Annotated in this window: 27 protein-coding genes; 14 read left to right on the forward strand and 13 right to left on the reverse strand. The window is 31.7% G+C overall.

The window, feature by feature from the left end; translation table 11 throughout:
• The first annotated feature begins 119 nt into the window (after positions 1–119).
• Positions 120–863 (forward strand): CDP-alcohol phosphatidyltransferase family protein, encoded by a 744-nt coding sequence (locus E5167_RS13855; RefSeq protein WP_136844759.1) that lies wholly within the window; start codon positions 120–122, stop codon positions 861–863.
• Positions 864–866: 3 nt separating this feature from the next.
• Entirely contained in the window at positions 867–1,748 is an 882-nt protein-coding gene (locus tag E5167_RS13860; RefSeq protein ID WP_136844760.1) for a DUF808 domain-containing protein, read from the forward strand.
• Between the two features lie 310 nt (positions 1,749–2,058).
• Here the strand turns inward: E5167_RS13860 and lptB are convergent, their stop codons facing one another.
• The 4 genes from lptB to E5167_RS13880 form a co-directional block, all read right to left on the reverse strand.
• The gene (gene lptB, locus E5167_RS13865) at positions 2,059–2,799 is read right to left on the reverse strand and encodes an LPS export ABC transporter ATP-binding protein (protein WP_136844761.1); all 741 of its coding nucleotides are present in this window, start codon (positions 2,797–2,799) and stop codon (positions 2,059–2,061) included.
• Positions 2,800–2,872: 73 nt separating this feature from the next.
• On the reverse strand, positions 2,873–3,220 hold the full coding sequence (locus tag E5167_RS13870; RefSeq protein WP_136844762.1) for a carboxymuconolactone decarboxylase family protein: 348 nt from the start codon (positions 3,218–3,220) through the stop codon (positions 2,873–2,875).
• Positions 3,213–4,037 (reverse strand): twin-arginine translocase subunit TatC, encoded by an 825-nt coding sequence (gene tatC, locus E5167_RS13875; RefSeq protein WP_136844763.1) that lies wholly within the window; start codon positions 4,035–4,037, stop codon positions 3,213–3,215. Before tatC ends, E5167_RS13870 begins: the two co-directional genes overlap by 8 nt.
• Positions 4,037–4,954 (reverse strand): KpsF/GutQ family sugar-phosphate isomerase, encoded by a 918-nt coding sequence (locus tag E5167_RS13880; protein ID WP_136844799.1) that lies wholly within the window; start codon positions 4,952–4,954, stop codon positions 4,037–4,039. The genes tatC and E5167_RS13880 overlap by 1 nt, the downstream gene beginning before the upstream one ends.
• Before the next feature lie 244 nt (positions 4,955–5,198).
• Here E5167_RS13880 and recQ point away from each other — a divergent pair, with 244 nt between their 5' ends.
• Positions 5,199–7,400, forward strand: a complete 2,202-nt coding sequence (recQ, locus tag E5167_RS13885; protein ID WP_136844764.1) for a DNA helicase RecQ — start codon at positions 5,199–5,201, stop codon at positions 7,398–7,400.
• 2 nt (positions 7,401–7,402) lie between these two features.
• On the opposite strand, the gene E5167_RS13890 is transcribed toward recQ, so the two are convergent.
• A complete protein-coding gene (locus E5167_RS13890) occupies positions 7,403–7,840 on the reverse strand; it encodes a hypothetical protein (RefSeq protein WP_136844765.1) in 438 nt (145 codons plus the stop codon).
• A 120-nt stretch (positions 7,841–7,960) separates the two neighbouring features.
• Here E5167_RS13890 and E5167_RS13895 point away from each other — a divergent pair, with 120 nt between their 5' ends.
• The 4 genes from E5167_RS13895 to E5167_RS13910 all read left to right on the forward strand — a co-directional run bounded on the left by E5167_RS13895 (position 7,961) and on the right by E5167_RS13910 (position 10,499).
• The gene (locus E5167_RS13895; RefSeq protein ID WP_136844766.1) at positions 7,961–8,893 is read left to right on the forward strand and encodes a peptidylprolyl isomerase; all 933 of its coding nucleotides are present in this window, start codon (positions 7,961–7,963) and stop codon (positions 8,891–8,893) included.
• 147 nt (positions 8,894–9,040) lie between these two features.
• Positions 9,041–9,400: a hypothetical protein gene (locus E5167_RS13900; protein ID WP_136844767.1), complete on the forward strand. Its 360-nt coding sequence runs from the start codon at positions 9,041–9,043 to the stop codon at positions 9,398–9,400.
• A gap of 155 nt (positions 9,401–9,555) precedes the next feature.
• Complete coding sequence (locus E5167_RS13905; RefSeq protein ID WP_136844768.1) at positions 9,556–9,924, forward strand: T9SS type A sorting domain-containing protein; 369 nt, start codon at positions 9,556–9,558, stop codon at positions 9,922–9,924.
• 23 nt (positions 9,925–9,947) lie between these two features.
• A complete protein-coding gene (locus E5167_RS13910) occupies positions 9,948–10,499 on the forward strand; it encodes a YfiT family bacillithiol transferase (protein WP_136844769.1) in 552 nt (183 codons plus the stop codon).
• Here the strand turns inward: E5167_RS13910 and E5167_RS13915 are convergent.
• Both E5167_RS13915 and E5167_RS13920 read right to left on the reverse strand, forming a co-directional pair.
• Positions 10,488–10,940, reverse strand: a complete 453-nt coding sequence (locus tag E5167_RS13915; protein WP_136844770.1) for a GNAT family N-acetyltransferase — start codon at positions 10,938–10,940, stop codon at positions 10,488–10,490. The genes E5167_RS13910 and E5167_RS13915 overlap by 12 nt on opposite strands.
• A gap of 11 nt (positions 10,941–10,951) precedes the next feature.
• Entirely contained in the window at positions 10,952–11,509 is a 558-nt protein-coding gene (locus E5167_RS13920; RefSeq protein ID WP_136844771.1) for a thioredoxin family protein, read from the reverse strand.
• A gap of 99 nt (positions 11,510–11,608) precedes the next feature.
• Here E5167_RS13920 and E5167_RS13925 point away from each other — a divergent pair, with 99 nt between their 5' ends.
• Genes E5167_RS13925 through E5167_RS13935 form a run of 3 tightly spaced genes read left to right on the forward strand, consistent with a single transcriptional unit; the run spans position 11,609 to position 13,874 of the window.
• The gene (locus E5167_RS13925; RefSeq protein WP_136844772.1) at positions 11,609–11,944 is read left to right on the forward strand and encodes a tRNA-binding protein; all 336 of its coding nucleotides are present in this window, start codon (positions 11,609–11,611) and stop codon (positions 11,942–11,944) included.
• 3 nt (positions 11,945–11,947) lie between these two features.
• On the forward strand, positions 11,948–12,868 hold the full coding sequence (locus E5167_RS13930; protein ID WP_136844773.1) for a bile acid:sodium symporter family protein: 921 nt from the start codon (positions 11,948–11,950) through the stop codon (positions 12,866–12,868).
• Positions 12,846–13,874 carry a lysophospholipid acyltransferase family protein gene (locus E5167_RS13935; RefSeq protein ID WP_239022007.1) on the forward strand — a complete coding sequence of 343 codons (1,029 nt, stop codon included), beginning with the start codon at positions 12,846–12,848 and terminating at the stop codon, positions 13,872–13,874. Before E5167_RS13930 ends, E5167_RS13935 begins: the two co-directional genes overlap by 23 nt.
• A 59-nt stretch (positions 13,875–13,933) precedes the next feature.
• On the opposite strand, the gene E5167_RS13940 is transcribed toward E5167_RS13935, so the two are convergent.
• Together E5167_RS13940 and E5167_RS13945 are read right to left on the reverse strand one after the other, a co-directional pair.
• Positions 13,934–14,311 (reverse strand): PUR family DNA/RNA-binding protein, encoded by a 378-nt coding sequence (locus tag E5167_RS13940; RefSeq protein WP_136844774.1) that lies wholly within the window; start codon positions 14,309–14,311, stop codon positions 13,934–13,936.
• A gap of 127 nt (positions 14,312–14,438) precedes the next feature.
• Entirely contained in the window at positions 14,439–16,196 is a 1,758-nt protein-coding gene (locus tag E5167_RS13945; protein ID WP_136844775.1) for an ABC transporter ATP-binding protein, read from the reverse strand.
• A gap of 144 nt (positions 16,197–16,340) precedes the next feature.
• On the opposite strand from E5167_RS13945, the gene E5167_RS13950 reads away from it, so the two are divergent.
• The 4 genes from E5167_RS13950 (at position 16,341) to yajC (ending at position 19,410) form a co-directional block, all read left to right on the forward strand.
• Positions 16,341–17,444: a Glu/Leu/Phe/Val family dehydrogenase gene (locus E5167_RS13950; RefSeq protein ID WP_136844776.1), complete on the forward strand. Its 1,104-nt coding sequence runs from the start codon at positions 16,341–16,343 to the stop codon at positions 17,442–17,444.
• A gap of 105 nt (positions 17,445–17,549) precedes the next feature.
• Positions 17,550–18,494, forward strand: a complete 945-nt coding sequence (gene nusB / locus E5167_RS13955) for a transcription antitermination factor NusB (protein WP_239022008.1) — start codon at positions 17,550–17,552, stop codon at positions 18,492–18,494.
• 93 nt (positions 18,495–18,587) lie between these two features.
• Positions 18,588–19,115, forward strand: coding sequence for a DUF1573 domain-containing protein (locus E5167_RS13960; RefSeq protein ID WP_136844777.1), 528 nt, complete (start codon positions 18,588–18,590; stop codon positions 19,113–19,115).
• A 10-nt stretch (positions 19,116–19,125) separates the two neighbouring features.
• Complete coding sequence (yajC, locus tag E5167_RS13965; protein ID WP_136844778.1) at positions 19,126–19,410, forward strand: preprotein translocase subunit YajC; 285 nt, start codon at positions 19,126–19,128, stop codon at positions 19,408–19,410.
• A gap of 35 nt (positions 19,411–19,445) precedes the next feature.
• Here yajC and E5167_RS13970 read toward each other — a convergent pair whose 3' ends face one another.
• From E5167_RS13970 to E5167_RS13985, 4 genes are all read right to left on the reverse strand, one after another.
• Positions 19,446–20,045 carry a YdeI/OmpD-associated family protein gene (locus tag E5167_RS13970; protein WP_136844779.1) on the reverse strand — a complete coding sequence of 200 codons (600 nt, stop codon included), beginning with the start codon at positions 20,043–20,045 and terminating at the stop codon, positions 19,446–19,448.
• A gap of 96 nt (positions 20,046–20,141) precedes the next feature.
• Positions 20,142–20,684, reverse strand: a complete 543-nt coding sequence (locus tag E5167_RS13975; protein ID WP_136844780.1) for a hypothetical protein — start codon at positions 20,682–20,684, stop codon at positions 20,142–20,144.
• Positions 20,685–20,904: 220 nt separating this feature from the next.
• Positions 20,905–22,812 carry a molecular chaperone HtpG gene (htpG, locus tag E5167_RS13980; RefSeq protein WP_136844781.1) on the reverse strand — a complete coding sequence of 636 codons (1,908 nt, stop codon included), beginning with the start codon at positions 22,810–22,812 and terminating at the stop codon, positions 20,905–20,907.
• Positions 22,813–22,942: 130 nt separating this feature from the next.
• Positions 22,943–25,387, reverse strand: coding sequence for a S9 family peptidase (locus E5167_RS13985; RefSeq protein ID WP_136844782.1), 2,445 nt, complete (start codon positions 25,385–25,387; stop codon positions 22,943–22,945).
• Positions 25,388–25,548 lie beyond the last annotated feature (161 nt).

Raw genomic sequence — 25,548 nt, forward strand, 5'->3', positions numbered from 1 at the left:
TATGCAAAGATGCACAATATTTTTCAACCTTTTAAACTCTAAATTAGATTAGATATTGTTCTTTTTTTAGAGTTGAACCCAAATAGTTTATTATTTTTACTTCACTAAATGTTTTGAGTTTGATTAAGCACATTCCTAATTTTATAACACTTTTAAATCTTTTTTGCGGAAGTATTGCTGTAATTTTTGCAGTTAATGGTTCTTTAGTTACTGCATCGTTCTTTGCATTTCTTGGTATTTTCTTTGATTTTTTTGATGGCTTAGTGGCTAGAAAACTCAATGCACAGAGTGGCTTAGGATTGCAATTGGACTCTTTAGCTGATATGGTCACTAGCGGATTAGTACCTGGAATTGTGATGTTTCAGTTATTAAGTTTGTCAAGTGGTGATTTAAATTGGTTTGAAAACACAAATGAATGGACTAATTCTATGCAATGGATAGGTTTTAAAATTCAATTACTTCCTTTAATGGGATTGTTAATAACATTGGCATCTGCCTATCGTTTGGCAAACTTTAACATAGACGATAACCAAACCGATAGTTTTATTGGCTTGCCAACACCAGCAAATACCTTACTTATCTTATCGTTTCCGTTAATTATGGAATTTCAAAATAACGATATAATGAATTCCATGATTTTAAATAAGTGGTTTTTAATAGCTGTAACACTTGTGAGTTGTTATTTGCTAAACGCTAATATTAAATTGTTGGCTTTAAAATTTAAAACATGGAATTTTCAAGACAATGCAGCAAGATATACACTTATACTATTTGCTGTTGTATTGTTAATTGTATTGCAATTTGCTGCCATTCCATTAATTATAATTGTCTATATTATTTTATCTCTTTTTAACAAGAACTAAACTATGGCCTCAGGATTTTTTGCACTACTTGACGATATTTCGGTGCTTATGGACGATGTAGTCACCATGAGTAAAATTACTACCAAAAAAACCGCAGGAATTTTAGGAGACGACTTAGCAGTTAATGCCGAAAAAGCCTCAGGATTTGTATCGTCTAGAGAGTTACCTGTATTATGGGCAATTACCAAAGGATCGTTTTTAAATAAGTTGATTATTCTACCAATTGCCTTTTTGTTAAGTGCTTTTTTGCCTTGGGTAGTCACTGTTATTTTATTACTAGGAGCTATTTATTTAGCCTTTGAAGGTGCTGAAAAAATCTACGAATACTTTGTACCACATAAGCATGAAGCTCATACTGTAAAATCTGAAGGTTTATCGAAAGCAGATATTTTAAACCTAGAGAAAAAGAAAATAAAATCGGCTATTATCACCGATTTTATATTGTCTGTTGAAATTGTCATTATTGCACTAGGAACAGTTATAGAAAAACCATTATTAACTCAAATACTAGTAGTGACTATAGTAGCCATTATCGCTACGGTAGGAGTGTATGGTATTGTAGCCTTAATTGTAAGAATGGATGATTTAGGATTGAGATTGGTACAAATGAGTAATGGTAATAAAAACGGATTACATTTTATTGGTAAACTATTAGTTAATGCTTTGCCATTAATAATTAAATCATTGTCTGTTATAGGTACAATTGCATTGCTACTAGTTGCTGGTGGTATTTTTGTTCATAATATTGAATATTTTCATCACTTTCTTGAAACGTGGCCAAGTATTTTAAGAGATTTTGTAATTGGCTTAGGTGTTGGGATTTTGGCACTTATTGTGTTTAAGTTGGTTAAGGGTTTTGTTAAATATTTAAAGAAGGATAAATAACTTATTGTTTTTTGTCTTGTTCGACAAGACAAGAAAACTAAATTTTTAAAAAAAAGGTAAAAAAGTCAATTTCATTTTTGAAAAATGAAAATATTCCAAAGATTGCAGATAATATTTCTAAGATGTTCCAAACCATTTTCAAATTTAATAAAGAAAGACTTTAATACATTTAAATTTATTGAGTAGTTTTTCACAATTTATACTTTTCTAAAATAAAAAATTAATACTACTCTTAGATTCTTCGTTACTCAAAATGACAAAAAAGAGAAGGGAGAAATGATCAAACTCACAAATAAACGAATCAACGCTTTTAGAATTCCAATTTCTTCTTACGCAACTCAAAGTTCTGACCTAAATACACTTTACGTACCATTTCATCGGCAGCGAGTTCTTCAGGTTTTCCAGCTTTAAGAATGCTTCCTTCAAACATTAAATAGGTTCTATCGGTAATGGCTAAGGTTTCCTGTACATTGTGGTCGGTAATTAAAATGCCAATATTCTTTTTAGTAAGTTTAGCTACAATGCGTTGTATGTCTTCAACAGCCACAGGGTCAACGCCTGCAAAAGGTTCATCTAATAAAATAAAATTGGGGTCTGTTGCTAAAGCACGAGCAATTTCGGTACGACGACGCTCACCACCAGACAATAAATCACCGCGACTTTTGCGTATATGTCCTAGTCCAAATTCTTCAATAAGCGATTCCATTTTATCGTGCTGTTCTTTTTTAGATAATTTAGTAAGCTGCAACACGCTTAAAATATTTTCTTCAATACTTAATTTTCTAAAAACGGAGGCTTCTTGAGCTAAATATCCAATACCATTTTGTGCACGTTTGTACATTGGGTAATTTGTTATTTCGGTAGTGTCTAGAAATATGCTTCCACCATTAGGTTTTATTAAACCAACAATCATATAAAAAGAAGTAGTTTTACCAGCACCATTAGGTCCTAATAGTCCAACAATCTCTCCTTGATTTACTTCAAGAGAAACGTCTTTTACAACTTTTCGTCCACTATAGGACTTCATTAAATTATTGGCTTTTAAAATCATATACTTCTATTGAACGCTAAAAATAGTAAAAACATATAAGCTACTAGAATTGCGTGTTTAATTTTTATTTAATTTAACCTTGTTGTTCTAGAGCATCCCAATACTCGTAAGCACGACGTAAATGCGGAATTACAATAGTGCCTCCAACCAAAGTAGCAATACTTAAAGCTTCAACAACTTCTTCTTTGCTTAATCCTGCTTTATAACTATTCTCTAAATGATAACGAATACAATCGTCGCATCTTAACACAGCCGAAGCAACCAATCCGAGTAATTCTTTAGTTTTTACATCTAAAGCACCAGCTTGATAGGCATTGGTGTCAAGGTTAAAAATGCGTTTTATTATTTTATTATTATCTGCTAAAATCTTATCATTCATTTTAGCACGATACTCGTTAAATTCTTCAACTATATTAGGCATGTTTAGCTTCTTTTTTCTTTTGATTTTTAATGACCATTTTCGATATAAAAATACTTACTTGATATAATATAATAATTGGTATAGCAACAATAATTTGACTTGCAATATCAGGAGGCGTAATAATTGCTGATAATATTAGCACTATTACTAAAGCATATTTTCGATATTTCTTTAAAAACTCAGGGGTAACTAACCCTATTTTTGTTAAGAAATAAATGATTATTGGTAATTCAAATACCAATCCTGATGCTAAAGCAGCAGATCTCACAAGCCCAATAAACGACCCAATGTCTATTTGATTATCGACTAATGTTGAAATACTATAATTAGCTAAAAAATTAATAGATAATGGAGTGACAATATAATACCCAAATAATACGCCTAAGAAGAATAAAAGGGATGAAATTATAATAAACCCTTTTGAATGTTTACGCTCGTTTGGATGCATTCCAGGGCTAATAAATTTCCAGAATTGATAAATAACGTAAGGAAATGCAATAATAAAACCAGCTAAAATTGAGGTCCAAATATCGGCCGAAAACTGTCCAGCCATGGTTCTGTTTTGTAAAATTAAGGGCATTTCTTCGGCACAAAATGTTGATTCAATACCAATAAAATTACCAGCTCTACATAAATAATCATAGGTAGGAAAACTCATTTGCTTAGGAGCAAAAATAATTTTCTCGAACAAATGTTTACTAAACATGTATGCTAAAGAAGCCACAATAATAACGGCAGATGTTGCACGTATTAAATGCCATCTTAAATCTTCAAGATGGTCTAAAAAAGACATTTCGTTTACGTTTTTCTTTGCCATTATAGTATGCCTTCTTTAATAAGATCATGTAAATGAACAACGCCAGCGTAATTACCATTTTCTTCAACTAATAACTGAGAAATATCATTGGCTTCCATAAGTTCCATAGCATCAACAGCCATAGCGTCATTATTAATACATTTTGGGTTAGCACCCATAATATCTTTTGCTGTAAAGTTCGAAAAATCATCTGTTTTACTTAACATGCGTCGTAAATCACCATCGGTAATAATACCTACAACTTTATTGTTTTCAACAACAGCAGTTACGCCTAACATTTTTTCAGATATTTCAATAATCACATCTTTGATTTTAGTGTCTTTAGTAACTTTTGGTTTTAGGTTTACAGAAGACATATCGCTAACGCGTAAGTATAATTTTTTTCCTAAGGCACCTCCAGGATGGTATTTAGCAAAATCTTTGCTGGAAAATCCTCGTAATTCTAATAAGCAAACTGCTAAAGCATCTCCCATTACCAATTGAGCTGTAGTACTGGTTGTTGGTGCTAAATTGTTTGGGCAAGCTTCTTTTTCAACAAAAGTGTTTAAAACATAATCGGCATTTTTGCCCAAAAACGAGTCTTTGTTTCCAGTAATGGCAATCATTTTATTTGGGCCATTCTTAATTAAAGGAACCAAAACCTTTATCTCTGGGGTATTACCACTTTTAGAGATACATATAACAACATCGTCTTCTAAAATAAGTCCTAGGTCACCATGAATAGCATCAGCAGCATGCATAAAAACAGCTGGTGTGCCAGTAGAATTTAAGGTAGCAACAATTTTATTAGCAATGATGGCACTTTTACCAATACCAGTTATAATAACTCTTCCTTTTGAATTGTATAATAATTTAACCGATTTGGAAAAGTCGTCATTCAATAAATTAGAAAGATTAGCTATAGCCTGACTTTCCATATTTATAGTGTCTTTGGCTAGATTTAAAATAGATTTTGAAGTATTCAAAATTTATAATTTTTGAGTTTGATGTATTTTAAAGATTTTACTATCTTTAAAAGTCGTTTAAATTGTATTACTTTTAAGTAAATAAAATAATAATACAAAAAAACGAAAAAAAATAATGAGAGTTCTCTAAATTTGAATATTTAATAACTCTTATTATAAAATTTGATTTAGCATAATAAAAGAAACTGAGGGATTAATGAGTTTTGATAAAAACGATCTACACCAAGCCTTAAAAAAATATTTTGGGTTTGATAAATTTAAAGGGCTCCAAGAAGAAGTAATTAAAAGCGTTGTTTCGGGTAATAATACATTTGTTATCATGCCAACAGGTGGAGGCAAATCTTTATGTTACCAACTTCCAGCACTTATGAAAGAAGGAACAGCTATTGTAGTGTCTCCTTTAATAGCTTTAATGAAAAACCAAGTAGATGCTATTAGAGGCGTGTCTAATGAAGAGGGTGTTGCACATGTATTAAATTCTTCATTAAATAAAACTGAAGTTAAGCGTGTAAAGTCCGATATAGAAAATGGCATTACCAAATTGCTTTACGTAGCACCAGAATCACTAACCAAAGAAGAACATGTTGAGTTTTTAAGAACTCAAAAAATCTCTTTTATGGCAATAGACGAAGCGCATTGTATAAGTGAATGGGGTCATGACTTTAGACCAGAATACAGAAATTTACGTCATATTATTAAGCGCATTGGAGATAATATTCCAATGATAGGTTTAACTGCTACAGCCACACCAAAAGTTCAAGAAGATATTTTAAAAAACTTAGGTATAACAGATGCTAAAACATTTAAAGCATCATTTAACAGGCCAAACTTATTTTACGAAGTACGTCCTAAAACCAAAAATGTTGACGCAGATATTATCCGTTTTGTTCGTCAAAATCAGGGTAAATCTGGAATCGTTTATTGTTTAAGTAGAAAGCGCGTAGAAGAACTTGCACAAGTATTACAAGTAAATGGTGTTAATGCTGTACCATACCATGCAGGCTTAGATGCCAAAACAAGAGCAAAACATCAAGATATGTTTTTAATGGAAGATGCCGATGTTGTGGTTGCTACCATAGCTTTTGGAATGGGAATTGACAAGCCAGATGTCCGTTTTGTTATTCATCATGATATTCCCAAAAGTATCGAAAGTTATTATCAAGAAACTGGTAGAGCAGGACGTGATGGTGGTGAAGGGCATTGTTTAGCTTATTATGCCTATAAGGATATTGAAAAACTCGAAAAGTTTATGTCTGGTAAACCTGTTGCCGAACAAGAAATAGGGCACGCATTGCTGCAAGAAGTGGTCGCGTTTGCCGAAACATCTATATCTCGACGAAAATTCATCTTGCATTATTTTGGTGAAGAGTTTGATAATGAAACTGGGGAAGGTGGCGATATGGATGACAATGTTAGAAATCCAAAAAAGAAGGTTGAAGCTAAAGATGAAGTAGCAACATTAATTGATGTGGTAGGTAAAACAAACGAAACTTATAAAAGCAAAGACTTAGTTAATGTAATAATAGGTAAAGAAAATGCGCTTATAAAATCTCATAAAACAGATGCTCAACCATTTTTTGGTATTGGAAAAGAAAAGGACAATAAATTCTGGATGGCACTTATACGACAAGTACTAGTTGCTGGATATTTAAAGAAAGATATTGAAACATATGGTGTTTTAAAAGTTACTGATTTTGGCAGAGCGTTTGTTAAAAATCCAACATCTTTTATGATGACTAAAGACCACGTATTTGATGAAGGAGATGATTCAGGAATTATCACAGCATCAAAAGGTGGAGGTGCTTCGGTAGATGAGAACTTAATGAACATGCTTAAAGATTTACGCAAGCGAAACGCTAAAAAATTAGGTGTGCCACCATTTGTAATTTTTCAAGATTCTTCGTTAGAAGATATGGCTTTAAAATACCCTATTTCAATGGAAGAATTATCTAATGTACATGGAGTTGGAGAAGGAAAGGCGAAAAAATATGGACGAGATTTCATTAATTTAATAGCAACTTATGTTGAAGATAATGATATTGTAAGACCAGAAGATATGATTGTAAAATCGACTGGATCTAACTCAGCTTTAAAGCTATACATTATTCAAAATATAGATAGAAAATTACCATTAGATGATATTGCTTCTGCAAAAGGTATGGAAATGCAAGACTTTGTAAAAGAGATGGAAGCTATTGTATATTCAGGAACCAAACTTAATATTAATTATTGGTTAGATGATATACTTGACGAAGACCAGCAAGAAGAAATTCATGATTACTTTATGGAATCTGAAACCGATAAAATAGATGATGCCATTGAAGAATTTGATGGCGATTATGATGACGAAGAATTACGTCTTTACCGCATCAAGTTTATAAGTGAAGTGGCTAATTAAATTTAAGTAGCTTTAAAAATAACATCTTGTTTTTTAGTTATCACTTGAAGGCTTTTAATTTTTGAATTTTTAAGCTTCTCTATTTGTTTTTTTTCAATATCAAAATCTATGGCAGTAATAAAACTGTTTGGAATCTCACCAAAATCAGATTTTAATTCATCCATATTAGACTTTAGTGTCAAGTCAAAATCTTTACAGTTAATAGTGATTTTTACCCCTTTAAATGTTTTAATTTTAAACTTACCCACAATAACTACTTTAAAATAGTAATAACCAGCAAGCTTATCCATTCCAGCAAACATGATGTTTTTACTGGAAATAGCAAATGGTTTATCTTCAATAGGAGCCATTATTTTTTCTAAAAACAATGTATCTTGAATATCATCATTAGTATTGTTTTTACTAAAAGCAGTTAATATGTTATTAAAAGAAAATTTCATAAATTAGTATTTATACAAACATACTAAAGCCATTTATATAGTTAAAGTAAAAACCCTTAATTCATTAACTTATAAATCATAAAACCTTGTATCTTTGCACCTCATTAAAAAAATTAAGTAATGCAAGACGGTTTATACGCAAAATTTAATACAAGTAAAGGCGAGATTTTAGTCGCTTTAGAATACCAAAAAACACCTGGAACAGTAGGAAACTTTGTTGCTTTAGCAGAAGGAAATTTAGAGAATTCGGCCAAGCCACAAGGAAATCCTTATTATGATGGATTAAAATTTCACAGAGTTATTCCAGATTTCATGATTCAAGGTGGTTGTCCACTTGGAACAGGAACAGGAAATCCAGGATACCAATTTGATGACGAAATCCATCCAGATTTAAAACATGATGGACCAGGTGTATTATCTATGGCAAATGCTGGGCCAGGAACCAACGGAAGTCAGTTTTTTATCACGCATGTTGAAACAGCTTGGTTAGACGGCAAACACACTGTTTTTGGAAAAGTAACCGAAGGTCAGGAAATTGTTAATGCAATTGCACAAGGAGACCTTATTGAAAGCCTAGAAATTATTAGGGTAGGTGAAGAAGCAGAGTCTTTTAACGCCATAGAGGCTTTTAGAACTTTTGAAGGCGCCAGAGAAAAAAGATTGGCAGAAGCTAAAGCAAAGACTGAAGCTGAAATGGAGAAATTAGCCTCAGGTTTTAATAAAACTAATAGCGGATTGCGTTACCAAATACTTCAAGAAGGACAAGGAACTAAAGCTGAAAAAGGTAAAACGGTTTCAGTGCACTATAAAGGTCAATTAACCGACGGAACTGTATTTGATTCGTCATATAAACGCAATCAACCAATAGATTTTGCTTTAGGTGTAGGCCAAGTAATTCCAGGTTGGGATGAAGGAATTCAATTACTTAAAGTAGGAGATAAGGCTCGTTTTGTAATACCAAGCGATTTAGCTTATGGTAGTGCAGGAGCTGGTGGAGTAATTCCTCCTGATGCGACATTGATTTTTGATGTTGAATTAATGAATATAAAGTAATACATACAAAATAAAAATAATTAAAAGCCACTTAATAGTGGCTTTTTTTGTTGCCTATTTGGTTAATAAAATAATAATTTAACCACTAAAACGTTTTGTTATTTAACCCTCAGTTTGCTAATTTTATAACAATTAATCCAAAGAACAATGAACTTTAAAAAGTATTTACTTTTAGTGGGTATATCGCTATTATCAACAGTTGGTGTTTTTGCCCAAGAAGGAGGACTTATTTCGTCTATTGATGATTTCTCGATAGATAAAATAGAATATAACCCTAATGGAATTAGGATTTTAGCTTTTGATAACACATTGGAAATGGAGTTTAAAAACGAAGTTTCTAATTTAAGATACGAGGTTATTAATAATAAAGGAGATTTGTTATTGAGTAAAGAGGAAGCCACTTCAAAAAAAACATTGTTAAACATCTCTAAACTAAAAGAAGGAACTTATTATATTAGAGTTTTTTCAGATCAAGTAAAAGATTTTCTAAAATTCAAAAAAACATAAGCATAAAAACGTTACTAATGAATAATATGAAACTGCTTTTTAGCGGTTTTTTTTGTAATTCTATTTTTTTTACGGATTAAAATGCACCACTCATCTTAATTTTTTGATATTTAAATAACTGTAAATTAAGTTCATAGCAATTAATCCAAATACCTATGAAACTAAATAAGTTCGCGTTAACTGCGTTGTTAATGCTATTTTCCGTTATTGCAACAAATGCTCAAGAAAATAATGACGTTGCACTTTTAGATGATAAAAATTCTTTAGAGTTACCAAAAATCGAATATAACCCAAGTGGAGTTAGCTTAAATATTATAGATAATACTTTGGCATTATATTTTAAACATAGAATGGTAAATTTAAGATGTGAAGTTATCAATAAAAAAGGAGAGGTTTTAATGCTTAAAAAAGCTAGAAGTACTCAATATTCTACTTTAGATATTTCTAAATTAAAAAGAGGTACTTACTTTTTAAGAATTTATGATGGTACACTAAAAGAATTTATAAAATTCTCTAAAAAATAAAATTAGCGGCATATTTTTGTTACATGACAAAGCAAACGCTAGAAAAATTAAAGTATCCTATTGGATCTTTTGCAGCTCCAAAAGTTATTACAAGCAACCATATTAATAATTGGATTGATGTTTTAGAAGAATTCCCTTTCAAATTAAAGAACTTGGTATTGCATCTTAATAATGAACAATTAGATACACCTTATCGAGATGGAGGTTGGACCATAAGGCAAGTTGTACATCACGTATCAGATAGCCATCACCATAGTTATATTCGTTTTAAATGGGCTTTAACCGAAGATAAACCTGTTATAAAATATTATCATGAACAGCTATGGGCTGAATTGCCAGACGCTAAATACGCGCCAATAAAACTGTCGTTAGACCACTTAGCAGCAGTACACTCTAAGCTTGTATATTTATTAAAAAGCTTGACTGAAGATGATTTAAATAAGAGTTTTATTCATCCAGAACACAACCAAGAGGTCAGGTTAAAAAAGAATATTGGTATTTATGCATGGCATAGTAATCATCATTATGCACATATTGAAAATTTATTAAAACGAAAGAATTGGTTAAGCCAATAATTTCTCGAAGCAAACACTATTATCTACTCCAGCATATTGATCGTAATTAGGAATAATATTATAACCCGTTTTTTTGTAAAGAGCAATGGCTTTGGGTTGCTTTTTTCCAGTTTCAAGAATGCAACGTTTATAACCTAATTGATGTGCCCAACATTCTAATTCACTTAAAACTTTTGTAGCAATTCCTTTGCCTCTTGTAATCGGTAAAGTGTACATACGTTTTATTTCTACAGTTACTTTGTCATATTCTTTTAAAGCACCACAAGCAATAGGAGAGTTGTTATTGTAAGCAACAACGGCATGTTTTATGGCGTCTATACCATTGTATTGATTATAAAATTCATGGTCTTCACCATCAGATATAGCAAGGTCTTTATTTAATAATTTTACTAATTCAATGAAGTCTGTATTTGAAGAATCTGTTTTTTGGAACCGAATCATAAAAAACTAAATTAATTTTTCCACTTAATATTACAACCAATACTTGGTTTTTGTACACTAGAATTAACCGTGCTGTTTAAAAGACATTCTAAAGCATGTCTTAAATCTTTTCCTGTAACAGGAACACTGTTTCCTGGTCTAGAGTCGTCTAACTGACCTCTGTAAACTAACTTTAAAGCATCATTAAAAACATAAATATCTGGTGTGCAAGCAGCATCATAAGCTTTTGCTACTTCTTGAGTTTTATCATACAAATAAGGGAAAGGATAATTGTTATTTTTAGCATGAGTTTTCATTTTTTCAGGAGAATCCTGTGGATAATTAACCACATCATTACTTGAAATTGCTATAAAGTTTATGTCTAAATCCATATAGTGCTTAGAAATAGCAACCAAAGCTTCGTTTACATGAATAACAAAGGGACAATGATTGCAAATAAACATGATTACAGTGCCTTTTTTTCCTTTAAGCTCATCAAAGCTTTTGTAAGTTCCTGAAATAGTATCAAGTAAATTAAAATCAGGTGCCTTTGTATCTAAAGGGAGCATATTTGAAGGGGTTCTTGACATGATTGTATTTTGATATTCATCAAAAATAAAGAAACCTCAAGATTAAACATAATTGTAAATTAAAATTTATATCTTCAACTTTAAACTAAAAGTTAATACATGAAGGAAACCATTTCTTTTGAAGATTTTACAAAGGTTGATTTAAGAGTAGGTACAATAATAGAAGTAAACGATTTTCCTAAAGCCAAAAACCCAGCGTATCAATTAACTATCGATTTTGGTGATTTAGGAATAAAAAAGTCATCAGCGCAAATTACAACACGATACACTAAAGAAGCACTGTTAAATAAGCAAATAATCGCTACTGTTAACTTTCCTAAAAAACAAATAGCTGATTTTATGAGTGAATGTTTAGTAATGGGAGCAGTTAAGGGTAAAGATGTTGTGCTACTACATCCAGAACTTAAGGTAAAAAACGGAGCAACTGTAAATTAGTATATGTTAGAACTTGATTCAGTAAAAATTAACTTTGATAGTGGAGGGCTTTTAATACTTAATATTGCGTTAGCAGTAGTAATGTTTGGTGTTGCATTAGGTATTTCTATTAACGACTTTAAAAATCTATTTAAACAACCTAAAGTTGTAATACTAGGTATTGTGTCTCAATTTATATTGCTTCCTTTTTTAACCTTCTTAGTTGTTTTATTGGTAAAACCGCAACCAAGTATTGCACTAGGCATGATGATGGTTGCTGCTTGTCCAGGTGGAAATATTTCTAATTTTATGACGCATTTAGCTAAAGGTAATACAGCACTTTCTGTAAGTTTAACAGCATTTGCTACTTTTTTGGCAATAGTAATGACGCCTTTAAATTTTCAGCTATATGGTAACCTTTATGAGCCAACAGCTGAAATACTAAAAACAGTCTCGTTAGAACCGTTTGAGCTTGTAAAACTAGTGGTTTTAATTCTAGGAATTCCTTTGGTTTTGGGAATGAGTTTAAGGCAAAAAAACGAACAATTAGCTATAAAATTATCTAAAATCTTAAAACCAGTATCAATAATTGTTTTTATTGCTATTGTCATTATAGCGTTTTCAAATAATCTTGATATTTTTAGTGAATATGCGCATCATGTTTTAGCCATTGGTATAGGTCATAACTTGTTGGCAATATTTTTAGGTTTTAGTGTAGCAAAGATTTTTAAATTATCATTTAGAGATACCAAAACATTAGCAATAGAAACTGGTATTCAGAATTCCGGATTAGGATTATTACTCATTTTTACATTCTTTAACGGTTTAGGTGGAATGGCTATTTTAGCTGCATTTTGGGGAATATGGCATATTATTTCAGGATTGTTATTAGCAACCTATTGGTCTAAAAAAAGTAATACTATTGAAGAAGCTTTGGCTGCATAGCGTAAGAACCTATTTAAGACTTGGTATGTTCTTTTACTTTAAAAGAATACATGTTTATAATGTTGAGAATATTCCAAAGGACAAGCCTGTGTTATTGTTGGCAAACCATCAAAATGCGTTATTAGATGCTTTATTAATCGCGACTAAATGTGGCAGATTTTCATACTTTTTAACTAGAGCAGCTGTATTTAAAAAATCGTTTGTGAGTCGTATTTTAAAAAGCTTGCAAATGCTTCCTGTATATCGCGTAAGGGATGGCTGGAGTACCATTACAAATAACAACGCCATTTTTGAAAGTTGTAGTGAACTCTTAAAGAATAAAGAAGTCATTGTAATTTTTCCTGAAGGAAGCCACAATATAGTACGTAGAGTAAGACCATTAAGTAAAGGCTTTACCAGAATAGTATTTGATTCTTTGGAAAAATATCCAGATTTAGATTTACAGCTAGTACCAGTTGGATTAAATTTTGTAAAAGCTGAACATTGTCCAGATAGCACAGCAATTTATTTTGGTAAACCTCTTTCTGCAAAAGATTACCTAAACGAAAATAAAAATAAAGCTGTTGTAAATTTGAAAGCAGTAGCACACAGTAAAATGAAGGAGTTAACTACTCATATTCCTGAAGAAAACTATAAAAAAAATATAAATAAGTTAGAGGTATTTAATGTAGATTATTTAAAACCTAAAGAGGTTAACGCATGCATAGAGAGTAACTTTACCAACTGTAGGTCTAAGAAAAGCCAAAATCAACTTTTAGGAAAAACGCTTAGGTTATTATTAAAACTAAACCTTATTATACCCTTTGTTATTTGGAGGTATTGGGTAAAACCAAAAATTAAAGAAATTGAGTTTGTATCTACTTTTAGGTTTGCATTAGCAGTTACTTTAGTGCCTTTTTGGTTGTTGAGTGTGGTTGCAGTAATAACTGTCTTTTTTTCATTTTGTATAGCTTTATATTATCTAACATTAAGTTTGTTATTAGCTTTGTTAGCTATTAAATTATAAGTACAAAAAAACCGCTACAATAATTGTAACGGTTTAATATTAATTCAATTTTTTTGAGACTAGATATCTTCAAAATTCACATCTGTAAAGCTTTCAGGAGATGTTGGCATTTCACCATTGCTATTTGAATAGTCTTCTTTTTTGTAATCTTTTTGATGACGCTCACTTATGACTTCTTCTCCTTTTTCCTGGATAACATAATCAGTCATTTCTCTTAAAATGTCATTAAACTCAGCAAAATCTTCTTTGTACAAGTATATTTTGTGTTTTTTGTAATGGAATGATCCATCATCATTTGTGAATTTTTTGCTTTCGGTGATAGTAAGGTAATAATCTCCAGCTTTGGTAGCTCTTACATCAAAAAAGTAAGTGCGACGTCCTGCTCTTAAAACTTTTGAAAATATTTCTTCTTTCTCCATCATATCATTATTACTCATTATGGTAGTCTTTTTAATTTAGTGTCTCAAAAATCTAAAAAAAATATATACCAACCAACTAATTAACACATTTCTTTTTTACCACATTCATTTTATAACTTAAAGTAAGTTAAAAGATATTAATCTATTAGGCGTCTAAAGTTTCAGATAATTGTTTTAAATAGAGTTCTTTGTAGAAACCATCAATGTTTATAAGCTCATCGTGCGAACCTTGTTGGGTAATTTTACCTTCATCTAACACAATAATATGATTGGCATTTTTAGCTGAAGAAATTCTATGACTAACAATAATAGTTGTTTTTCCTTTAGAGACTTTATTTAAATTATTTAAAATTTGCTCTTCGGTTTCTGTGTCAACAGCCGATAAACAATCGTCTAACAATAATATTTCAGGATTTTTTAAAATAGCTCTAGCAATAGAAACACGTTGTTTTTGACCTCCGGAAAGTGTAATGCCTCTTTCACCTAAAACAGTATCATAACCTTTGCTAAAGGCTTTAATGTTTTTGTGTACTACTGCATTTTTGGCTGCATTAATTACATCGTCGTCAGTAGCATTTACAGATCCAAATTTTATATTGTCTTTAATAGAATCAGAAAATAAAAAAGCATCTTGAGGCACAAAACCAATGCTATTTCTTAAGCTTGTTAGATTAATATCTTTAATAGGGTTTCCATCTATTTCAATAACTCCTTTTTCAACATCGTATAATCGCCCAATTAAATCTAGAATAGTAGATTTTCCTGATCCTGTTTTACCAATAATAGCCAGTGTGTCACCACTATTTATTTTAAAACTAAGTCCTTTTAAAGCTTTTATGTTAGTATCACTATGCGTAAAATGCACATCTTTAAACTCTATGGTACCATTAATTTTAGTTGGTGTGCTTACAGTATTTTTTATGTCAGGTTCTTCTTTTAAAAACTCGTTAATTCTTTTTTGTGAAGCTTCAGCTTGTTGTATAATTGAAGTTACCCAACCTAAAGTAGCTACAGGCCACGTCAACATATTTACATAAATAATAAATTCAGCAATCACACCTATACTTTCAATTTCACCATCTATATACTGTTTTCCTCCTATATAAATTACCAGTATGTTGCTAATACCAATTAATAAAATCATCATAGGAAAAAATAAAGCTTGAACCTTTGTTAAGTCTATTTGCTTTTGTCTGTTTTCGGTTGATAGTGCCTCAAAATTATCATTAGTAATAGGCTCAATACCATAAGCTTTAATAACCGATATGCCACTAAAAGACTCTTGAGTAAAGGTTGATAGTTTAGATAAATACTCTTGTACAATTGTACTACGCTTATGAATCTCTTTACTTAAAAAATAAATTAAAAACGATAAAATAGGTAAAGGTATTATTGTATATAAGGTAAGTTTAGGCGATTGGTTGTACATGTAAAAAAAAGCAACAACAAACAATGTAATCATGTTTAACGAGTACATAATTGCTGGTCCTGCATACATGCGTACCCTACTAACATCTTCGGTGATACGATTCATTAAGTCGCCAGTACGATTGCTTTTGTAAAAATTTTGAGATAAACGTTGGTATTGTTGATAGATTTCATTTTTTAAATCATATTCAATATATCTAGACACATTTATAATGGTTTGGCGCATTAAAAAAGTTAAGGCTCCTGCAATAAGTGCAGCACCAATTAAATAAAGAATGTTTAGCATTAATTCTTTACTGTAAACCTCTTTTGTATAAGTACCGTCTAGACCTTTTGAAATCACATCTATAGCTTTACCAATTAAACGAGGTGTAAAAAGTTTAAAAATTATGGCAGAAATAGTAATAATGACACCAAATAAAAGGCTGTATTTATACTTTAAAAAATACTTGTTAAGATGTTGTAATTCTTTCATTTGCAATTTTTCACATTAAATCACAATTAGTGATTTCTTGTTTTTAAACGGGTTTTTTTGCTTAAAATGTAATATTAGATTATTTTTGCCTGCTGTTATTATTGATTTTGTAATAATAGCGATAAAAAAATAAAATTTTTATTAATGATTACAGACGTCATAAACCCCAAAGACATCAAAAAAGTTGACCCAGTATTTGGACAACTTTCTTTTGACAACCACGAACAAGTCGTTTTTTGCAACGACAAAGATACAGGTTTAAAAGCAATAATTGGAATTCATAGTACAGTTTTAGGACCAGCTCTTGGAGGTACTAGAATGTGGCAATATAACAATGAGTGGGAAGCCTTAAACGATGTATTACGTCTTTCTAGAGGGATGACCTTTAAATCGGCTATCACAGGACTTAATCTTGGTGGTGGAAAAGCTGTAATTATTGGTGATGCCAAAACACAAAAAACGCCTGAACTTATGAAAAAGTTTGGCGAATATGTTCATTCATTAAGTGGAAAATACATAACTGCTGAAGATGTTGGTATGGAAACAGCTGATATGGATTTGGTTAGAGAAGTAACACCTTATGTAACTGGTATTTCAGAAAGCAAAGGTGGTGCAGGAAATCCTTCTCCTATAACTGCTTATGGTGTCTATATGGGAATGAAAGCAGCTGCTAAGTATAAGTTTGGAGCAGACATTTTAGAAGATAAAAAAGTATTTGTACAAGGTATTGGTCATGTTGGTGAAGCTCTAGTAGAGCATTTAGTAAATGAAGGTGCTAATGTAGTCGTTGCTGATATTAATGAAGCTCGCTTAGAAGAGGTGAGTTCTAAATATGGTGCGTCTATTTATACTGGAAATGATATTTATAGCGAATCTATGGACATTTACGCACCTTGTGCGCTTGGTGCAACTATAAATGACGATACAGTTTATAAATTAAAAGCCCAAGTTATTGCAGGTGCGGCAAATAATCAGTTAGCTGAAGAAATTAAGCATGGAGCTATACTTCAAAAAAGAGGTATTGTGTATGCTCCAGACTTTTTAATTAATGCTGGAGGCATTATAAATGTGTATGCCGAATTAGAAAATTACGGTAAGCAAGAAATTATTAGAAAGACGGAGAATATTTATAATACAACGCTTCAAATTTTAGAAAAAGCTAAGGATAATCATATCACAACACACCAAGCTGCGTTAGATATTGCTAACGAAAGAATTGAAGCAAGAAAAAAAGAAGCTTCAAAATAAATTCTTTTTAAAATAATACTATTTTTGCGAGGCAAAAGATATTTATCTTTTGCCTCATTAATTTTAAATTAAAATAATTCTTTAGAATTAGAAAAGTTCTTTAATATGCTTAACAGAAGACATATTCGTATAAAGGTAATGCAAGTTATTTATGCATTCCAAGGAAATGAAAGTGACGATTTAAAAATTAACCAAAGGTTTTTAGGTCATAGTATGGAGAATATGTATAACCTGTACCTACTTATACTTTCATTGTTGGTAGAAATTCAAGCTAAAGCAGAAGACCATCTTATAAAATCACAAAAAAAGCATTTAGCTACTCAAGAAGAGAAAAATCCTAACAGGAAGTTTGTTAATAATGAGTTGTTGTTGCTTCTTAAAGAAAATACCTTATTAAAAGAAACGCTTGAATCTAGAAAAGTAACCAACTGGAAACTTGATGATGAATATATAGATGTCTTGTTTAAGTCGCTTATAGAAAGTGATTTGTATAAAGAATACATGTCAACTAAAACATCGACTTTTAAAGAAGACAAATCATTCATAATAGATGTTTTTAAAGAAATAATTGCACCAAACGATAAACTTTACAACTACCTAGAAGATAAAAATATTACTTGGTTAGATGATTTACCAGTAATAAACACAGCTATTGTTAAACTTCTAAGAAAGGCTAATCCTAACATTTCTCAAAGTCATTTTCTTCCTCAATTATTTAAAGACGAAGATGATAGGGTGTTTGCAAACAATTTATTAAACAAAACATTATTAAACTTAACTGCATTGAGTAAGGAAATAGAAGGAAAGACCGCAAATTGGGATAAAGACCGAATAGCCAATATAGATTTTGTGCTTTTACAAATGGCTATTTGCGAGTTTCAAAAATTTTCATCTATTCCTGTTAAGGTAACAATTAATGAGTATTTAGAAATAGCCAAAGAGTATTCTACACCTAAAAGTAGTGTATTTATTAATGGTATTTTAGATAAACTAGTGAAGGAATATAGTGATAAAGGAACGTTAAATAAGGTGGGTAGAGGACTCATATAATTAAAATTTATTACATTTACCACCGAAATAACCTATTAAAACGAATAACTAACCCAAATGTTTATCTTGAATAGACAGTTAAAAATGAAAATTATGAAAAAAATAATTTTAAGTTTAAGTGCCTTGTGTATGGTTGCTTTTACGTCTTGTAAAGAAGATGCAACTAGCAAAATTAAATCTGAAAACGTATCACAAGCAGCTGAAAGAGATGCAGTAGCTGGAGATTTTCCAGTATTAACTTTTGATAAGAAAGAGCACGATTTTGGCGAAATTGAAAATGGAACTCCAGTATCAACAGTGTTTACATACACTAACACAGGTAATGCACCATTAGTAATTACAAACATTAAAAGTACTTGCGGGTGTACAGTACCTCAAGATTGGAGTAAAGAACCATTAGCACCTGGAGCTTCATCAAAGTTCTCAGTTGATTTTAATGGTAAAGGTTCTCCAGGAAGTGCAACTTCTAAGACTGTAACTATTACAGCTAATACTGAAGCAGGAACTGAAACTGTAAAAATTAAAGCTTTTATTAAAGGTGGAGCAGGAATACCAGCTACATCTACAGCAGCAGTTAAGTCTAGCACACAACCAGGTCACGAAGGTCATAATCACGATTAATTTATTTTAAATGGAAGGATTAGGGCAATTTGCACCTTTTATACTCATGTTTGCTGTTGTGTATTTCTTTATGATTGCACCACAGATGAAACGTGCTAAGCAAGAAAAAAAGTTTGCTGCAGACCTTAAAAGAGGGGATCGTGTTATTACCAAAAGCGGAATGCATGGTAAAGTTATAGAACTAAACGATAAGGATGGTTCTTGTGTTATCGAAACCTCGGCAGGGAAAATAAAATTTGAGCGTTCGGCTATTTCAATGGAAATGAGCAGGAAACTCAATGCTCCAGCAAAATAACATAAAAAAGCAGCTCTAAGAGCTGCTTTTTTTATTTAACAGTTTTTGTATTTATCGTGTAACCCAATACCTTGTAGTATCATGGGTTTTATTTTTTCTAAGCGACTTTGTTTGGTAGCCTCTCGTTTAGCGCTTGCAATATGCTCGCAATACTCACGTTGCTTATAAGGTGTTAAGGTGTTAAAACTACTTAAAAGTGTTTTATTGGCCTTTAGTGCTACTTGTAGCTCATTAGGAATAATTGTTTCTTTTTTACTTCTGTCTGGTTTTATTTCTTTACCAGCTTTTTGGTTGTCTATCGCTTCTTTAACGTATTGTAATACAATGTGTTTATCAATATCGTTTATAGATTGAAATTTCATTTGCCTTAAGGCTTTGGTTTTACCTTCTTGGGCATTTTCTAACAGGTTATGCTCGTCTTTTAAAAACACGCCATTAAAAAACCAAACACCAAAATGATGCTTAAAAGCCCCAAGACCAACCACATTTTTACCATTAATGGTATAGGTTGGCGCACTCCATTTTAAGGTTTCTTCCAATTCGGTGGTGTTCATAATATCGCGAAGCATGGTTAACGCATCACTATAAGCTTCGTGAGTTTCTATATATTCTTCTACGGAGTGTATTTTTTTCATGGGTTTATCTACTCTTTTGCTTAATTAACGGGTTGTATATGGTTTGTTGAGTGTTTGAGTTACTAAGTTAGCAAATATTGACCTGACAATAGTTTTTTAATTATCAATTGTTAAAGTTTCAGTCGACAAGTCAACAGTCAGATTATAAACTCTATTCTTTGGGTGATTATCGATTTTTCTATTCCTTTTTTTAATTGAAATCGAATATATTGATTCAGTATTAAATTTTGGATTTGTAAAAATTAAATAATCATTTTTTTTGTTTTTCAAGTTTCTCCAAATTTTATTTGTCAAATTGTGTTTATAAACAAGAGATTTAATTTTTTCTAAATCTTTTCTCGTGTTGCTTATATCTTTTAGATAATTCAATTCTGAATTTTCAAATCCGTTCTCATTTTCAATTAACTTCCAAATAGATTTGTTGTGAACTTTTACGCTATCAATGAGTTTTTGGGATACTATGCAACCTGCAACAGTAAACTTTTCAATATTCCATTTTTGGTTTACTACTAACTCTGCATTCTCAATCTCATGTTGAAGTCCGTATGTAAGTATTCTGTATTTTCTACTTTCATTTTGAGAGAAGCCCTGAAAATGACTAAAAACAAAAAATAATATGAATAGAATTCTGTTTTTCATGAATTATCGACAATGCAATGATATATAAGATTTCAATGCTTTATATCAGTAGTTAAGCGAAGTTAGTAGTTTTTTTGCAAAGTCAATAAAAAAACCACTTCGGGTAAGGAAGTGGTTTTGATAAGATTCTTCGCTGTACTTCGACTGCGCTCAGTGTGACACTCAGAATGACATTTATATTGTCTTTGTTCTTGTTTCTAAAAGCGAAGCGGTCTAGTCTCTATTTTATCATGTCGTAGCTGCGCTTAATAAAATTGGTAAGTTCTTCACCTTTTAATAAGCCTTGAGATAACCTAGCTAAATCCAAGCTTTGGTTAATTAAGCGCTCTTGTTTTTTGCGCGTTTTGGTATTTAGAATATCATTTACCAATTCGTGGTTTGTATTGACCACAAGGTTATACATTTCTGGCATATTGCCCATGCCAAACATACCACCACCAGTTTGTTGCATTTCTTTCATACGACGCATAAACTCTGGTTGCGTAATCATAAATGGTGCGGCATTGCTGTCCATAGCTTCTAGTTGTACCATAAATTTTTCGGAAGGCACCACCTCTTTCAATAACTCATCTAACTTGGTTTTTTCTTCTTCAGATAGCTTAGAGATTTTAGTATCGTCTTTTTTAATTAAGTTATCAATATGGTCGGCATCCACACGAGCAAACGATATGTTTTCTTTTGTCGTTTCTAATTTCTGCATTAAATGGCTTACAATAGGCGAATCTAATAACAACACCTCATAATTTTTATCTTTTGCAGCTTCAATATAACTGTGTTGCTCATCTTTATTTGATGCATACAAAATCACCATTTTATCGTCCTTATCGGTTTGTTTTGCTTTTATAGCATTGGTTAATTCTTCAAACGTATAATATTTACCATCTACCGTTGGATATAATGCAAAAGCATCTGCTTTTTCAAAGAATTTTTCTTCTGAGAGCATTCCGTATTCAATCACAATTTTAATATCGTTCCATTTTTTTTCGAAATCTTCACGGTTGTTATTAAACAGTGATTTTAATTTATCGGCTATCTTACGAGTAATGTAAGATGAAATCTTTTTAACAGCTCCATCAGCTTGCAAGTAACTACGCGATACGTTTAATGGAATGTCTGGAGAATCAATAACACCACGGAGCATGGTTAAAAATTCTGGCACAATGCCTTCAACATTATCTGTGACGAATACTTGATTTTGGTATAACTGAATTTTATCCTTTTGAATGTTCAAATCATTCGTCATCTTAGGGAAATACAAAATTCCTGTTAGATTGAATGGATAATCTACATTTAAATGTATGTTGAATAAAGGCTCTTCAAATTGCATTGGATACAACTCGCGATAAAAATCTTTATAGTCTTGATCCTCTAAATCTGCTGGTTGTTTAGTCCACGCAGGATTTGGATTGTTTATAATATTATCAACGGTTATTTGTTTGTGAGGCTCAGTGGTTTCTTTACCATCTTTATCCTTTGTTGTTTTTGGTGTAAAGTCTGGATCGTTTATTTCCTTGGTTCCAAATTTAATTGGAATAGGCATAAACTTGTTATACTTAGTTAAAAGTTCTCGTATTCTCCCTTCTTCAAGAAATTCTTCTTCACCTTCTGAGATATGAAGTATTATTTCAGTACCTCTTTCTGTTTTATCTGAAGCTTCTAAAGTAAATTCTGGACTTCCATCGCATGTCCAATGTGCCGCAGGTTCGTCTTTGAATGACTTTGTAATGATTTCAACTTTGTCTGCTACCATAAAGGCAGAGTAAAACCCAAGACCAAAATGACCTATAATACCAGCATCATCAACTTTATCTTTGTATTTGTCTAAAAATTCTTCTGCACCAGAAAAAGCTACTTCGTTAATGTATTTTTCAACTTCTTCGGTTGTCATACCAAGACCTTGATCGATGATATGAAGTTTTTTTGCATCTTTATCGATTTTGACTTCAATTTTCGGATTACCATACTCAACTTTAGCTTCACCAATGTTAGTAAGGTGTTTAAGCTTCATCGTTGCATCAGTAGCATTACTTATAAGCTCACGTAAAAATATTTCGTGATCACTGTATAGAAACTTTTTAATTAACGGAAAGATATTCTCTACCGAAACATTAATATTTCCTTTTGTCATGATATATATGTTTTAATTATTTGTTTTTCCTGTTTATAGACAAAAAAAATACCATTTACGATTTTGTGACAAGTTGGCATAAAAAAAAGCCAGTCTTACTAGAATGGCTTTTTAAAGAATATTTAATTTATTAGTCTTTTAATATTTTGTTTGGAGCATTTACCGTTGGCTTATTTTTTACATGTTCTTCAAGCCATTGGTCTTGTTCCCAAAGTAAATGCATGACCGATTCCCTTGCTCTGTAGCCATGACTTTCTTTAGGCAACATAACTAGCCTCACAGGAGCTCCAAGACCTTTTAAGGCATTAAAATAACGCTCACTTTGTAAAGGATAAGTCCCTGAATTATTATCGGCTTCACCATGTATTAATAACATTGGTGTTTTCATTTTATCAGCATGCATAAATGGCGACATGGTGTAATACACCTCTGGAGCTTCCCAGTAACTACGTTCTTCACTTTGGAAACCAAAAGGTGTCAATGTTCTGTTATAAGCACCACTTCTAGCTATTCCAGCGGCAAATAAATCAGAATGTGACAATAAGTTAGCAACCATAAAAGCACCATAAGAGTGTCCTCCTACAGCAACTCGGTTTCTATCAATATAGCCTAATTTATCAACCGCATCAATAGCGGCTTTCCCGTTGGCCACCAATTGTGATCTGAAGCTGTCGTTAGGCTCTTTATCACCTTCACCAACAATAGGGAAGGAGGCGTTATTCAATACCACATAACCGCGAGTCACCCAGAAAATTGGGGATCCATAGGACGGATAGGTAAACTGATTAGGGTTGGATGTGCTTTGTGATGCACTACTCTTGTCTTTATACTCTCTTGGATAAGCCCAAACAATCATTGGATATTTTTTTCCTTTTTCGTAATTTGTTGGTAAATACAATTCTCCTGAAAGATCTAATCCATCATCACGTTTGTAGTTAATAACTTCTTTATGTACATTTTGAATGCTTTTAAACGGATTTTCAAAATTGGTTAATGGTACAGCACCTTTTTTGCGTTTTATATTTTTTACGTAATAGTTAGGGAATTCGTTTTTAGACTCTACCCTTACTAATATTTCGCCTTTTTTAACATCAAGAATATCGCTGATGCTCTCCAGTTTGTTGGTTGCAGTAGATTGATATAAGCGTTTGGTTTGCTTATTTTTTAAGTTGAGTTTGTCAATAAAAGGAAACTTTCCTTCTTTGCTATAACCTGCACCAATTAAATAAGCATCATCTCCACTAAGTTCAAGCGTATATCTGCCATATTCGTTTCTTTTGGTTGCGAAATTTCCAGGATCGCTATAACGGTCTTGATAATTTCTGTCCCAAAGCAATTGTGGTGTCTCTTTATTATTTGAAGGATTAAAAATATACGTTTTAGAATTTCTTGTATTCCACCATCTGTCCATAGCAATGGCAGTATCATCATCTCCCCAAATAAGGCCTGCATAACGTTGCTTTAGTTTTACTAGTGATTTTGGTGTGCCATTAAAAGGCGCCTCTAGTTCAAATACTTCATCACGATAGGCTACATCAATTGCAGGATCTCCACCATCTAGTGCTTCAGCCCAATATAAGGTTGAAGGTTTATCGGCTCTCCAGGATACACTACGCTTTCCAGTTCTGGTAGCCATAAATCCTTTAGGCAACTCTTCAATAAGATGCGTTTTTAAAAATTTGCTTACTAAATTTCCGTTGGTATCATATATGTTAGTGTTTGATGGAAAACGACCATAAGTAACAATATACGAGAATGGTTTTTGAATGGTGTTTACCATGATGTATTTTCCATCAGGAGAAAACGACATACCTGTGTACATATCGTTATCTTTCCATTTAGTTTTAGAACCATCAAGCGACACTTTGTAAAGCTGCGATAATGCTAACTGCTCAAAGTTATGCTCGTCATTTCTGTTTTTTAATAAATCTTGATAGGTTCTGTTTTGTGCTTTTACACCTTCTTCGCTTACTGAAATTGTTGGTCCAGTTGGAACAGCAGTTTTAGTGTCTATTAAAGGTTTTCTGTTATCAGAGAGCATTTTAACAAGGAGCGAATTATTGTCTTTAAACCAAGCAAACGGACTTCTCATATTGGCGTTAATGCTGGCATCGGTTATTTTTGAAGCAGTTGCTGTGTCAAAATGTAATACCCAAAGTTCAACGCCTGTATCTGTAGTGTTAGTAAAAGCTACTTTAGTTTCGTCTGGAGAAAAGCTAAAATAGGCATAGCGACCATTTTTAGGTAAACCTTTTACAGCAACATTATCGCTATTTCTACCGTTTCTTAATTTAATATCTGTATAATAGTTTTGGCGACTGCCAATATTAGTAACGGGATTAATTCTTAATCCGCCAAGGCGCATTTCAGTTTCAGATAGTTCGGCAATGCTTTTAAAGTTACTTCTGTATAGAAATAGCATTTTATCACTTTTGCTATCCATTCTTAAAGCTGGAGCAGCAGGTGCATCAGCCAGTTCTAAAATATTATCGTGAGGCGTTTGATAACCTACATTTTCTTGAGCTTGTAAATAAGCTACAAAAAACATTAGAAGATAAATAATTGATTTTTTCATATTGTGTTGGTTTATATAAGACTATAAAAGAAATGAGTTTAAAGTTACATAATTTTCCAACTTTTAATACCTAATTTATAAGTTAAAGTTTTTAACATAACCATTAAATGTGGTATAATTTAATGTCTTAATTATAATAATTCATTACATTTAAAATTCAA

The sequence above is a fragment of the Pontimicrobium aquaticum genome, assembly GCF_005047595.1.
GTDB lineage: Bacteria > Bacteroidota > Bacteroidia > Flavobacteriales > Flavobacteriaceae > Pontimicrobium > Pontimicrobium aquaticum.